The sequence below is a fragment of the Mariniblastus fucicola genome (genome assembly GCF_008087665.1).
GTDB classification, from domain to species: domain Bacteria; phylum Planctomycetota; class Planctomycetia; order Pirellulales; family Pirellulaceae; genus Mariniblastus; species Mariniblastus fucicola.
The window spans coordinates 6321450-6335002 of sequence record NZ_CP042912.1 but is presented as its reverse complement, the minus strand read 5'-3'; the positions used below and the strand labels follow the sequence as shown (position 1 = coordinate 6335002).

Here is a 13553-nt window from a genome sequence, read left to right as displayed (position 1 = left end):
TCAGCGTTGCTTCGCGTCAGAGTTCTGTCGCGGAGCAGTAGGTGATTTGGCTTCGATCTGGACCCACAGAAAATCCAGTCCCAGCGGCTTGCCGGCGTCAAGCTGAACCTGAAAGTGCTGTTTGAGCGATTCGTATTCTCGTCGCGACATTGGACGAGAACGCGATTCCATGGCGTTCGTTGCGCCAAGCTGTTTGATCGATGCGAACATGGACTTGATCGAGTCAAATGTCGACGTTTCCCTGAACTGCTGCACTTCGATCAATTCGAATCCCGCGTCGGCGAATGCCGAGGTTACTCGCTCAGAATCGGCCAGCAAGTGGACCCGCGACTCAAAGCCGTTGGCCTCAAATGCCTGATGCCACTGCCCGAGCGTGCCGGCGATGAATGAGTTCAGCAGCAGGCGTCCGCCGGGTTTGACGACGCGATGAATTTCTGTCGCCGCCAGATCCGGATCGCACCATTGGACCGCGGCATTGGAAACGACGACATCGAAACTGGCATCTCGACACGGAATCGATTCAATGTCGGCTCGCACGAAGTTTGCAGCAGAAGATTTCTTTTTCGCGATGGCGATCATTTGCGACGACAGATCCAAACCCGTGAGTTTCGAGAATCCATCATCGTGCAGTTGCCGCAGCAATTCGCCCGTGCCGCAACCAAGATCGATGATTGGGCTTTCTGGTTTAATGTTCAACGCGCGCAGCCGTTCCAACAGCGTCTCACCCATGCGGCGCTGCAAACCCGCGACGCGATCGTAAGAAGACGCCGCGCGGTCAAACTGATTTTCAACTTGCTGCCGATTCGGCAACCGTTTGGGTGAATTCAACAATATGCTCCAGGAACAAAGGCCCACATTCCAGGAATGGAACATGTCCACAGGGCAGGGCCGTAAACGTGCTGTTGGGGATCCGTTGATGCAACGCCCGACCGGATGTTGCGGGGATGATGGGGTCGTCTTCGCCGCTGATCAATCCAACAGGAACGGATATCTTATTCACTTCGCTCGTCAGGTCAGCCCGTTTCAGAATTTCCAGGCCTGAGAGCAGCGTTTCACTGCCAGCGACAGGATCGTCTTTGTTCGGCGAAGGTGCAGATCGAGCAACCAAACGGCGATTCTCGACTTTGGGCATCGAACGCAAAAAACGCTTCACCGCTTTTTCCGGATGCGACCTGATGGCCTCGTTTAGCCGATCCAGCGAGTCCGTTTTTTCCTGATCGCAGCAGAATTTCGCCGTTCCACAGACTGCGACCACCGTCCGCATTGCAGCTGGAATTCTCGCAGCGGCCTCCAGCGAAATCATCGCTCCCAGCGACCATCCGATCCAGATGTCGTGCCCCGCCAAGCGGTCGATTGCGTCGTCAACGAGTTGTTCCAGCGTCTTTGCACCGCTGTCGTTTTTTCGTAACCCGTAGCCTGGCATCGTGTAAACCGTGACGTTGAATCCGCGGATTTCGAGGGATTCGCGTGTCGAATTCCAGATCGCCGGATCGGTGGCCCATCCGTGAAGCAAGGCAATCTTTGGTGGAGAAGTCATGCCGCACAGTTTATCCTAAATGCGATCTTGCTCTGCCAAAATTCAAGAGCAGAATTTCCGTTGAGAGCGGCCATGAAAGTCACCATCGTCATCCCGAGCATGTTGCGTTACGAATGCGATGGCCAGTCCGAACTATTGGCCGACGTTGAATCTGTTCTTGGCGCGCTGCCGTGGCTTTCCAGATCTGTGTCCCTCCTGACGATCGGGAAACGATCTGCGTGATTCCGCGCTGCAGCGGTGGCAAGAAATGGGAAAAGCTGCGCAGCGGTCTGCCGAAGAAAGTCAGCTTCATCACGGTGTTGCGTGAACGGTCGCGGCGGTGAAAGTGCCGTAGCACCCGGGTTTTACGGGGTTCTTCTGATCTTGCCCAAGCCCGCGGATTCCTTCAAACTCCGCGACGATGATGCAAGCAGAACACAAACTGAAAAAAATCGCCGCAATCGCTGCGCTGCTGATGGCGTCTAGCCTGACGGGCTGTCGCGCGTTCTCAAGAATGGAATCGCAGCAGCAGGCTCAGTTGGTCAGTCAGGAAATTCAGAATCCGGTGCAGGTGCCGATGCTGGATCGATCCCTGGTGATGGATGAAATCAGTGACGAGGTCGATGACTACTTTCGCATCGCCCGCGAAGAACAAATTCGCGTCGTTGACAGCGTTGCCAGCGAAGGCTGGATCGAGACCTGGCCACGGATCGGTTCAACCGTCCTTGAGCCCTGGCATCACGATTCGACGCGTGGTTTTGAAAAACTTCATGCCTCACTTCAAACGGTGCGGCGTCAGGCGAAAGTTCGCATCATCCCTTCCGGCGACAGCTATCTGATAGATGTCAAAGTCTTCAAAGAACTCGAAGACAATCCGACTCCGATTCGCGGCGGCGTCAGCGGCAAGTATCTTCGCCACGACAACGCATTGGACGTTGGATTTGAGGACGACCATTGGAGCTCCAAACAGAACGACGGTTGGATCTCGATGGGCCGCGATATTTCGCTGGAGCAGCGTATCCTGTCCAACATCGTGCGGCGGCTTTCAGGTGCTGACGTGACGTCCCGTTAGCGATGCGTCAGCGGCAAAGGCCTTCGAGGTGCAGCGGCATTAGGGTTGCATTTCTTCACGCGGTCGCAGTGTATCTCCTGTTGATCTATGGCCACTCTGTCGAAGGCCAGTTTGCTGTAAAATCATTGCATGTCATTCCGCGAATCGATCTCCAACCAGAAACAGCAACGCCACGAATCGGGACTGCTGCGCGAACTGCAAACTGTTGCCTCGGGGCAAGGCGTGGTTCTTAAACGCGGCGGCCGCGAGCTGATTAACTTTTCCAGCAATGACTACCTCGGACTGGCCAGTTCGGACGAACTGAAAACAGTGGCCAGGGAAGGCATTCAGCAATGGGGCGTCGGTGCGGGTGCCTCGCATTTGGTGTGCGGACATCAAACGCCTCACGAGCTTTTACAGCACGAAATTGCAGAGTTTGTCGACGCCGAAAAAGCGATCGTTTTTTCGACAGGGTACATGGCCAATCTGGCTGTCCCGAATGCATTCTTGAGCCGCCACGACCTGTTGCTGCAAGACAAACTCAACCACGCCTCGTTGATCGACGCCGGTTTGCTTTGTCGCGCGGACACAGCTCGTTATCGGCACCTCGACGTTGATCACGCCAGACAACTGGCGAACTGTGCCAGCCAGCCTCAGGTCATGGTGGCGACCGATGGTGTGTTCAGTATGAACGGCAATGTGGCAGACGTGAAACAGTTGGCCGAGCTCTGTGATCGAGAGGACCGCTTGTTGCTGGTTGATGACGCTCATGGTTTTGGCGTGCTGGGCGATAACGGTGCAGGCACTCTCAGCCAAGCCGGAATTCGCCCAGCGGGACAGAACTTGATGATCGGGACGTTGTCCAAGGCAGCCGGTTCGTTCGGAGCCTTCGTTGCTGGCGATGCGATTCTGGTCGACCATTTGATTCAGGAAGCACGACCTTTCATCTACACGACCGCGCTTCCGCCTGCGATCGTCGAAGCGTCACGCGAGGCCGTCCGCATGATGCAACGCCAAACGTGGCGGCGCGAGAAACTGGCCAGGAATGTCGAGCTGTTTCGCGATCTGTCTGCCGAACGGAACATTGAACTGTTGCCGTCCCAGACACCGATTCAGTCGATTCTGTTCGAATCGCCAACCGACGCGACGGATGCTTCCCGGACACTGGCAGACGCGGGCTTTCTGGTGATCGCGATCCGTCCGCCAACGGTCCCGAAAGGAACGTCGCGTCTGCGAATCACGTTGTCGGCTTTGCACGAACCAGAGATGATTGAAAGGTTGACCAACTTGCTCGCGCGGCTCGGTTCCGATCGTAGCTAAATCGGTTTCGAGGTCCTCTGAAAATTTGTGTCGCGTTGTGGCGACTTCTTCGTTTGCCGCTTTGACCTGCCCGGCGTTTGCCTCATTGCCGGGGCGGACGCAAACGTACAAAGAAACACAAGGGCCACGATCACAAGGATGACGTGCCGCGTTTCCGGAACTCCAGTCGGTCGATGGTTTCGGTTATTTTAACTCAACCAATGACGGATCGTAGTCCGCGGGCGGTTCGAAGCCCAGGCACATGATCGATGTTGCGGCCAGGCTGCTGATACCAGCGTCGGAAAGTTCTGCCAGTTTGAAACCGGCCTTTCCCGAGGCATCGTAGATGTAGCATGGCACCGGATTGAGCGTATGGCTGGTTTTGGATTTCGGGTTCCCGTCAGAGTCCAGTTTCAGGTTGCCTTCCTTGTCGACTTCGTACATCTCGTCCGCGTTGCCGTGGTCCGCGGTGACGATCATGATTCCGTTTTTGGCCTTGATGGCTTCGATCAAACGGCCGAGGCACAAGTCCACGGTCTCGACCGAGATTTCGACAGCCAGCAAATCGCCGGTGTGGCCGACCATGTCGCCGTTGGGATAGTTGACTCGAATGAAATCGTGTTTGTCTTTCTCGATTGAATCCAGAATGACTTCGGTGATCTCGGCGCCCTTCATCCACGGACGCTGCTCGTAGGGAACCAGATCCGAAGTGATCTCGACGTAGTCTTCCAGATTCTCGGCGAACTTTCCGCTGCGGTTTCCGTTGAAGAAATATGTTACGTGACCGTACTTCTGCGTTTCACTGACCGCAAGTTGACGTACGCCGCTGACGGCGAGGTACTCGCCCATCACGTCGTCGATCGCAGGCGGGGAAACGAGATAGGATTTGGGGATCTGCTGTTCAGCTTCGTACTGCATGATGCCGGCGAACTTGATGGCTGGAATCGGACCGCGGTCGAAGCGATCGAGATTCGGATCATCGAAAGCTTTGGAAATTTCAATCGCCCGGTCGCCACGAAAGTTGAACAGGATCACGCTGTCACCGTCGACAATCGGGCCAACAGGCGTTCCGTCGCGCTCGATGACGAACTCTTTGAGATCCTGGTCGATTACGCCAGGCGTTTCGGCGCGAAGTGTTTCCACTGCTTCCTTCGCGGTTGCGAACTTTCGCCCTTCGCCTCGGACATGCGTTTGCCAACCACGCTCGATCATCGGCCAGTCCGCATCGTAGCGATCCATCGTGATGTAAAGTCGTCCGCCACCTGAGGCGATGCAATAGTCGAATTCGCCCAAGTCATTGATTTCGGTCAGGACTGCTTCCAATGATGAGATGTATTCCAGAGCAGACGTCGGCGGCACGTCGCGGCCATCAAGCAACGTGTGAACGCGGACTTTTTTGATGCCCTGTTTTTGAGCCTGACGGATCAGGGCAAACAGAATGTTGATGTGCGAGTGAACGTTGCCGTCGGAAAGCAGACCGATGAAGTGCAAACTGTTGTCGGCTGACAGCGAGCCCGTAAGATCTTTCCAAACGTCGCCGTCGAAAACGTCGCCTGATTCGACAGCGTTCTTGACCAGCAATGCTCCCTGATCGAAAACGCGCCCCGAGCCAATTGCGTTGTGGCCAACTTCGCTATTACCCATGTCGCCATCGTCAGGCATCCCGACGGCGCGACCGTGAGCCTTGAGCGTCGCAAACAGGCTGTTCTCTTTCAGCCAGTCAAGATTTGGCTTGGTAGCTTTGGCGACCATATCGCCAGCGTCGCCCTTCCCGATGCCGACACCATCCATAATGCAAAGGACGACGGGGCCTTCCGGGCCGGAAAATGATTCAAGGCGTTTGAGTGGTTGCATGGTGGAGTCTGTAGGTTTCGAAACGGTGAAGCTGATGAATTGTCGGTTCGCTGGTTGCCGTGGTGGCACTGGCTTTCGGCGTGCGAATGCGTGAATGTTCGACGCAAACACCAGTGGAAAGCCTACGCCGCCGATTGCACGAGTTTACTGAAATCGAAGCGCCACGCTATGCAGTGGAATATTTTTTGAGACAATCGGGGTTCGTTCAGGCAGTCGACTTTTTAATGGCAATTTCATGGCGAAAATCAAACCCATCACCTTCGATTACAGCGCATCCCTGATTCCGGAGCATGGTATCTCCCAAAGTCAGCTGGACGAATTGAAACCAAAACTTGACGCCGCTCGCGAAGTCGTCCTCAAGGATGACATGCAGCAATACGCCAGCGGCGACATCCCGGAAGACAAACAGCCGCTCGATGCCGCGTTCTTTGACATGCCCGAACGGATTCTCGACGAGTACCAAAGCGATCGCGAGAATAGCGAGCTTGGCCGGATCCTGAAAACGGCCGCCCGGCTTCGCGACATGGTCGACAAAGTCGTCGTGTTGGGGATTGGCGGATCTTACATGGGAGCCCGCGCGCTAATGGAATCCTGCTGCCATCCGTACTACAACGAACTTCCGCGCGAAGAACGTGGTGGCCGGCCGAGGATATATTTCGAAGGCAACAACGTTGATAACGACTGGTCACAATCGCTGCTGCAGTTTTTGGAAATGGACTCCAAAGGCGACGGTCCCGAAGGCAGTTGGGCGATCGTCGTGATCAGCAAAAGCGGCGGCACGCTGGAAACAGCGGCGGCGTTCCGACAGTTCAAAGCGGCGCTCAAGGAAAAAGTTGGCGACCGTTTGCCCGAGTACATCGTGCCGGTAACCGGCGAAAGCGGAAAACTGGCCAGCCTGTCCGACGCGATTGGAATCACGGATCGTTACCTCGTTCCCGACGGTGTCGGCGGTCGGTTCAGCATTCTTTCGGCCGTCGGTTTGTTGCCCGCGGCGATCATGGGTATCGATGTCGTCACGTTGTTGGAAGCTGCCGCGGCGATGAACACGCACTTCCGTAGTGCACCCGTTGGAGAGAACGTTGTGCTGGACTACGTCGGCGTGAACCATCTGTTGGAAGTCGAGCAGAGTGTGCTGACGCGAGTCATGTCGGTGTGGAGCAAGTCGCTGGAGAGCGTCGGGCTGTGGTACGACCAGTTGCTGGCGGAGAGTCTTGGCAAGAACGAGCGAGGTGCTTTGCCGCTGACAGTGGTCAACTCTCGAGACTTGCACTCACGAGCCCAACAGCATCAGGAAGGAGCCCGCGACAAGGTGATGAACAACGTAATCGTTGATTCGTGGCGACAGGATGCGTTGGCGATCGGGCAAAGCGAAAACAACGAAGACCAGCTCAATGAATTGGCGGACAAGACGCTCCCGGAAGTCATGTCGGCTGCGATTCGTGGGACGAATCTGGCTTACGCCGAAGACAAACGTCCCACCACGAACATCAACCTGCCCGCCGTCAACGAAGCCGCCGTGGGCCAGTTGTTCCAGATGCTGATGCTGGCGACGGTCGTTGAGGGACGCTTGATTGACATTAATCCCTACGGTCAGCCTGGCGTCGAAGGGTACAAGAAATACATGAACAAGCTGCTTCGCGAAGCGTAGTTTGCTTACAATGGGTCCGCATTGACCCTTTCTTTCAAGAGAAGACCCATGAAACACCAATTGACCACTCTGGTGATCGCGATCGTTGCGATCATGGCAGCTGCGCCTTGTTCTGATGCTACTTTCGCGCAAACGCCCGAAGGTTTTACTTCTTTGTTCGACGGCGAATCGCTTGACGGCTGGGAACAGAAAAACGGAACGGCAGCCTATGAAGTTGTCGACGGAACGATCAAAGGCACGACCGCTACCGGAAGCCCGAACTCGTTTCTGTGCAGCAAGAAAGAGTACGGCGATTTTGAATTGCAGTTCGACGTCAAGTGCGATCCCGATCTGAATTCTGGTGTTCAAATCCGCTCGGTTAGCAAAGCTGACTACAAGAAAGGACGCGTGCACGGGCCGCAGGTTGAAATTGCCGGTCCGGCATTGGTATCCGGATTTATCTACTCCGAAGGTACCGGTCGCGGTTGGATCAGCCAGGAACGAACCGAGCACAAGCACTACAAAAACGACGGCTGGAACAGCTACAAAGTCGTGGCTCAAGGCAAGCGCGTCCGAACGTGGATCAATGGCGAATCGGTTGAGGACGCGGAGATGCCGGACGTTGAGCCGACGAAGGGTTTCCTGGGGCTTCAGGTTCACGGCATTCCCAAAAACAAAGGGCCGTTCAGCGTGCAGTGGAAAAATATCTACATCAAGGAACTTGCTGCGGATGATGGCGAAGAGGAAAGCGCTGATCAGATGGGCGACGACAAAGCCAACGTCAAGGAAGGCTTGCGAGTCGGCAAGGCGTCACATGGCACACCGGTTGTCGATGGCAAGGTCGATGATGTCTGGAAAAATGTACCCGTCCTGAAAGTCAACCGCGATGTGAAGCTCGAGAACACGCTCGACGAAGGCCAGAAATTGCCAACGGCGACTGTTCGTTGCTTGTGGGACAACGGACATCTCTACTGCCTTGCAGAAGTCACAGACGAAAAGGTGGCCACGGCTTCGTTTGACGAATGGGCTCAGGATTCGGTTGAGTTTTTCGTCGATGAGAACCTTTCGAAAACCGGTCCTTACGATGACGACGATGCCCAATATCGAACCAACGCTGCTGGCGACGAAACGGTCGGTGCTTCAACGGACGCCAAGAGCTACACGTCGAAGGTTTCCAAAACGGATGACGGATATATCGTAGAAGCATGCATCAATCTGAAGACAGAGGCTGGCAAGAAAATTGGTTTTGACGTCCAGGTCAATAACGATCCGGGCACTGGCTTTCGCGGTTCGATCACCAAGTGGAACGACGCGACCAACAATACCTGGGAAAACTTGTCAGGCGTTGGTGAACTGGAACTGGTGAAATAGGTTGAGTTGATGGCTGTTGAACTAACCTGGTATGGCCACGCGACGTGGATGATCTCAACGGGCGAGCACAAGATTTTGCTCGACCCGTTTTTCGACGATTCGCCAACGGCGCCCATCAAGGCGGCGGAGGCGGAAGCCGATTTCATTCTCGTCTCGCACGGTCACTTTGATCACATCGCTGACGCGGCCAGTATCGCGAACCGAACTGGCGCGCCGGTCTACGCGGTTTATGAAATTGCGAATTGGCTGTCGGCCAATCACGGCGTGGAGAACGCCAACGGTATGAACATCGGCGGCGCAGTCGATCTGCCGTTCGGGAAAGTGAAGATGGTTCCGGCGATCCACAGTTCAGGATTGCCCGACGGAAGCTACGGCGGTGTTGCGGCCGGGTTTCTCTTAAAAGTCGGCGATACAAAACTGTACTTTGCCTGTGACACAGCACTGTTTTCGGACATGCAATTGATCGGCGCTGTTGGCCTGGACGCAGCGGTGCTTCCAATTGGTGATTTGTTCACGATGGGGCCAGAGGACAGTGTGACGGCTGTGGATTTGCTCAAACCGAAAGCTGTCCTGCCATCGCACTACAATACGTGGCCTCCCATCGAGCAGGATGCCGAGGCGTGGTCGAAACTGGTTCAGTCCCGCACGAAAGCGAAGCCGATCGTGTTGGCAGTCGGCGAAAGTTATTCGGTCCAATGAAAAATACCATGAGAACAATCTCGTCCACAACGCATGAGCGATTCAAGTTTCGTGCTCTGGAGCTCAGCTTCAACAGATTCCAAATCCTGCTGATGTTGGCGGTGCTGAGTTTTGCAACCAGCGTTCAGGCACAGGAAAAAGCGACTCTCGCGTGGAAATTTTCCACGGGCGATTCGTTCACGGTTCAATTTGAGCAATCGCAAAAAGTACAAACTCGCATTGATGCTCGCGACCGGACTTTGGAAAGCGAACTGATTCTGGGCGTTGGCTGGAACGTGACCAAGGTGGCTGACGATGGCACGGCCACGATCGAGCAAACCATCGATCGAATTCGCATCAAAACCGGAACTCCCGGGGCGGGAATCAAAAAGCTGGTGGACGTAGACACCGCCAGCGAAGAACGACTCCGCGGTTTTTCACGCGACGCCATCAAGGAACTCGAGACGCTAGTTGGGCTGAAATTCGTGGTCGTCATGACGTCGGCTGGAGAAATCGTTTCCGTCACTCCGGGCCCTGACGTTGCGACAGTCGTAGGGCAGTTACCAGAAACTTCGGCGCTTCGGCGTGTTTTTTCTGGTGCAGCAATGGGAAAGCTCGTCTCGGACTCGGCATTTACGTTGCCGGGCGAATCCGTTGAGCAGGGCGAATCCTGGAGCGACGAAACGGCAATCAAGATGACCGCCAACGATCGACGAACGTTTACGTTTGATCGAACCATCAAATCAACTTTAAAATCGATGACAGACACCGAAGCCACTATTGAGGTCGCGGTTTCACTGACGCAAGCTCCCTTCACGGATACACCGGCAGGTAGCGAGCTGACCAGTCCTTTGGAGTTGACTGGCTTTACAGGCGGAGGTCAGATCAAGTTCGATCGCGAAACCGGAACGTTGACTTCCAGTTCGATCGCCAGCGAAATCAAAACGCTGGTTGCGTATCGCGAGGACAAAGTGAAAACGACCACCAACGTAACGAACCGGATGACGGTGACCAGAAAGTAAGTGATGGCTGAGTTTGTTTCGGTAGCTCATGTCGACGACATTCCCGTCGGCAAGGGCAAAGCGTTTGAAGTTGGCGAGCGCGTGATTGCGATCTTCAATGACGACGGGACGTTTTTCGCGATTGACGACATGTGTCCCCATATGGGCGCGTCACTGGCCGATGGGCACCTGGAAGATTCGACCGTGGCCTGTCCGTGGCACGCCTGGCGATTCGATATTCGAGACGGCTCTTGGTGCGATAATCGAAGGCTTAAAACGGACAGGTTCGAGGTCCGAGTGGTTGAAGATCGCATCGAAGTTACCACAGAACCGACGCCGAAATCCGAAGACGACCTGACTCACTGAGCAGCCATGGACTTGCGAGACTTTCAAAATCTGATCCGCACGATGTACTACGAGAAAGACGTCGCGCGAGGCGTTTCCGGAACGTACATGTGGCTGGCAGAAGAGCTTGGCGAGCTGGCGTCGGATCTGCGTCAGGTAGAGCAGCTGCGCCAGGCCGACCCCGCCGACGAAAACTCAAAAACGAAACTGGCCAAGGTCGAATCCAATCTAAAAACGGAGTTTGCCGACGTGATCGCATGGCTGGCGACGATCGCAAATATCGTGGACGTGGATTTATCTGAAGCGTTGGCGGCGAAATACGGCGAAGGCTGTCCGGGCTGCGGAAATTTGGTCTGCGATTGCCCGGACGCTGAGAAGCCCTGAATGAGCCGGTGCTACCGATTGGAAGGGGCGAACCGTTCGGTTTTGTGGCCGTAGGACGAGAATGCGGTAATGGTCGAAATCTGCCGAGTAAACTATCATATCGCTCCTGCCTAACGAACATTTTCTCCGCCTTCAACCGCCGATTCATGCCTCAGCTTTCGCAATTCAAGTTTGCCATCGGTCGGATTGTGATTTTGAGCCTGCTCGCGTTCCTCGCGTTCAGCAGTTCTCTGGCGGCCGACGAAGTCCAGGAATCTCCGATTGAAGTATCCGTCGGTGTCGGCGGCTATGCAAAGCTAGGACATTGGGTCCCCGTTCAGTTCAAAATTACTGGACGCACGTCTGCGGAAAACGCGACTCAGTTTCGAGTCAATGTGCTCGATGGCGACGATACGCCCAGTTCCATCGTCGGTCCGCTGGTGAAAACTGAAAATGGATTTCAGGGAGTCATGCAGTTCGGTCGGACGTATGGCGATGCGTCTTTTGAGCTTCTGGACGACAATGGCGAAGTCCTTGATTCCGTTAGCACGCAGATTCTCAAAGACAATAATTCGTTTATGAAATTGCTGCCCGCCACAAGCCGTTTGTTGGCCTGTGTGGAGCCCGAACCGAAAGGTGCAGCATCGATCGCGCCAAGTTTCAGCGCAGCGTTTGCCGGCGGCGTTACCGATGACGATCGGGTTGCGTCGATTGAGTCGTTAATCGATTTACCGCAAATTGGGATCGCGTATGAAAGCTGTGAATCACTGATTTTGTTGGCCAACGACAGTCAGTGGATCTCGCGGGCGAACGCAGATTCACTGGATGCTATTGAAACCTGGGTTCGCAACGGAGGCAACTTTGTCATCGTGTCCGCAGCAGACCAGGGTTCGCTATTTCAATCTGGCGGACTGCTTGAAAGATTTTCTCCGGGAACTGTGGTCGGCGCTGCAGAGCTCGATTCCAGTCGCCGTTTGGAAGAATTTTGCAGCAGCAAAGAGCCTTACCTTTTGCGTAGCGACACGATGAAGGTTTTGAAAATCGAAAACGCCAACGGCCGCGTCGCTTTGGGGCAGGGCAGTGTGCCGCTGATCATCCGGCGTGCTTTGGGGTTGGGAGAAATTACCTTTGTGGCGTTTGATCCTACGAAGGAACAGTTTCGCAACTGGAAAGCCAGCAGCCGTTTCATGCAGAGCGTGATGAAGTTGAGAACTGGCGACGAAAGCACTCAGTCAACCAATGATGCACGATCGGGAGCCGGTTTGGCAGTCAGACATTCCGGCTATGATGACCTCGTCGGACAAATGAAAGTCCCGCTGGAACGGTTCACGAGTTTGCGTTTCATTCCCTTTGCCCTGATCGCATTTTTGATCGCGTTGTACATCCTGTGCATCGGAGTTGGAGACTGGTTTCTGGTCGGACGCGTCTTCAAGAAACATGAGCTGACCTGGGTTACGTTTCCTTTGCTTGCCGCGTTGTTTTGTGGAATCGCATGGTACGCGGCCAAGGCCAGTCGTCCGGCAACGATTCAGCTGAACCAGGTGGAACTGATCGACATCGATTCGATCAGCGACCACGTTCGTACCACGGCTTGGGCGAATCTCTACAGCCCGAACGGACGCACGGTGGACCTGAGCTTGGAAGCTGGCGACGTTGCTTCCGATCGCGACCTTGTCCTTGAGTCTTCCCGGCTGACGTGGCTTGGGCTGCCTGGCGATGGGCTCGGCGGGATGCTCAACCGGGCGAATCCGGGGCTGTATCGAACCGGCTACGTTCAGAAACTGATTCCGATGCAGTCGAATCCGACTGAGCTGAGTGTCGACATGAAAAGCGTTGAGCTGCAAGTGTCTTCGACTCGTCCGCTATTCGGTCAGTGGAACGGCAGGTTCGACGGCCGCATCACCAGTCGCCTGAGAATGACTGATCGATTGGAGGGAACGTTTACCAATCCTTTCGACGTGCCGCTAAAAGACTGTCGTGTGTTCTACAGAGGACTGGTCTATGTCGTCGGCAAGTCGATTCCTGCTGATGGCGACATTGATATCGGATCAGAGACGGTTGAGAAAACGGTTCGTAGCTATCTGACGCGCCGAAACCGCCGTGAAGATGACAAGAACAAAAGCCAAAGCGTTGCCTGGGATCCGCGCGATGTGAATCTGAGCCGAATCATGCAGATGATGATGTTCTATCACAGCTCGGGAGGTTCGAGCTACACCGGGCTTTCCCACTCGTACCATGATTTCATCGAGATGACGCCACAGAGTTTGATGGACCGGGCGATCGTTGTCGGCCGACTTGAGGATCGAGTCTCGACGATCGAAATCGATGGAAAAAACGCTGACGAATTTTATGATTCTTCGCTAACGATGGTCAGGGTCCTGCTACCGGTTGAACAGAAAAACGACTAACGATAACCAGACACGACAACGAAGATTCGAAACCCAACCC

General features: G+C 54.9%; 13 protein-coding genes. 10 read left to right on the top strand and 3 right to left on the bottom strand.

Translation table 11 applies throughout. The features are described 5' to 3' along the window. Both MFFC18_RS23760 and MFFC18_RS23755 read right to left on the bottom strand, forming a co-directional pair. On the bottom strand, window positions 1–828 hold the full coding sequence (locus MFFC18_RS23760; RefSeq protein WP_157665114.1) for a methyltransferase domain-containing protein: 828 nt from the start codon (window positions 826–828) through the stop codon (window positions 1–3). Continuing rightward, window positions 788–1537 carry an alpha/beta fold hydrolase gene (locus MFFC18_RS23755; RefSeq protein WP_075084191.1) on the bottom strand — a complete coding sequence of 250 codons (750 nt, stop codon included), beginning with the start codon at window positions 1535–1537 and terminating at the stop codon, window positions 788–790. Before MFFC18_RS23755 ends, MFFC18_RS23760 begins: the two co-directional genes overlap by 41 nt. Before the next feature lie 170 nt (window positions 1538–1707). Between MFFC18_RS23755 and MFFC18_RS25140 the strand changes: the two genes are divergently transcribed. The 3 genes from MFFC18_RS25140 to bioF all read left to right on the top strand — a co-directional run bounded on the left by MFFC18_RS25140 (window position 1708) and on the right by bioF (window position 3887). After that, entirely contained in the window at window positions 1708–1860 is a 153-nt protein-coding gene (locus MFFC18_RS25140) for a hypothetical protein (protein ID WP_157665113.1), read from the top strand. Window positions 1861–1937: 77 nt separating this feature from the next. Further along, entirely contained in the window at window positions 1938–2588 is a 651-nt protein-coding gene (locus MFFC18_RS23750; protein ID WP_075084190.1) for a hypothetical protein, read from the top strand. 129 nt (window positions 2589–2717) lie between these two features. Further along, window positions 2718–3887 (top strand): 8-amino-7-oxononanoate synthase, encoded by a 1170-nt coding sequence (gene bioF, locus MFFC18_RS23745; RefSeq protein ID WP_075084189.1) that lies wholly within the window; start codon window positions 2718–2720, stop codon window positions 3885–3887. A gap of 183 nt (window positions 3888–4070) precedes the next feature. On the opposite strand, the gene gpmI is transcribed toward bioF, so the two are convergent. After that, window positions 4071–5720: a 2,3-bisphosphoglycerate-independent phosphoglycerate mutase gene (gpmI, locus tag MFFC18_RS23740; protein ID WP_075084188.1), complete on the bottom strand. Its 1650-nt coding sequence runs from the start codon at window positions 5718–5720 to the stop codon at window positions 4071–4073. Window positions 5721–5955: 235 nt separating this feature from the next. Between gpmI and MFFC18_RS23735 the strand changes: the two genes are divergently transcribed. The 7 genes from MFFC18_RS23735 (at window position 5956) to MFFC18_RS23705 (ending at window position 13513) form a co-directional block, all read left to right on the top strand. Continuing rightward, complete coding sequence (locus MFFC18_RS23735) at window positions 5956–7368, top strand: glucose-6-phosphate isomerase (RefSeq protein WP_075084186.1); 1413 nt, start codon at window positions 5956–5958, stop codon at window positions 7366–7368. Between the two features lie 48 nt (window positions 7369–7416). Further along, window positions 7417–8718, top strand: a complete 1302-nt coding sequence (locus tag MFFC18_RS23730) for a family 16 glycoside hydrolase (RefSeq protein ID WP_075084185.1) — start codon at window positions 7417–7419, stop codon at window positions 8716–8718. A gap of 9 nt (window positions 8719–8727) precedes the next feature. Further along, window positions 8728–9417 carry a metal-dependent hydrolase gene (locus MFFC18_RS23725; RefSeq protein ID WP_075084184.1) on the top strand — a complete coding sequence of 230 codons (690 nt, stop codon included), beginning with the start codon at window positions 8728–8730 and terminating at the stop codon, window positions 9415–9417. Between the two features lie 8 nt (window positions 9418–9425). After that, window positions 9426–10418, top strand: a complete 993-nt coding sequence (locus MFFC18_RS23720; protein ID WP_148619091.1) for a DUF6263 family protein — start codon at window positions 9426–9428, stop codon at window positions 10416–10418. 3 nt (window positions 10419–10421) lie between these two features. Beyond that, on the top strand, window positions 10422–10763 hold the full coding sequence (locus MFFC18_RS23715; RefSeq protein WP_075084182.1) for a Rieske (2Fe-2S) protein: 342 nt from the start codon (window positions 10422–10424) through the stop codon (window positions 10761–10763). Window positions 10764–10769: 6 nt separating this feature from the next. After that, on the top strand, window positions 10770–11126 hold the full coding sequence (locus tag MFFC18_RS23710) for a MazG nucleotide pyrophosphohydrolase domain-containing protein (RefSeq protein WP_075084181.1): 357 nt from the start codon (window positions 10770–10772) through the stop codon (window positions 11124–11126). 146 nt (window positions 11127–11272) lie between these two features. Then, window positions 11273–13513 (top strand): hypothetical protein, encoded by a 2241-nt coding sequence (locus MFFC18_RS23705; RefSeq protein ID WP_075084180.1) that lies wholly within the window; start codon window positions 11273–11275, stop codon window positions 13511–13513. Window positions 13514–13553 lie beyond the last annotated feature (40 nt).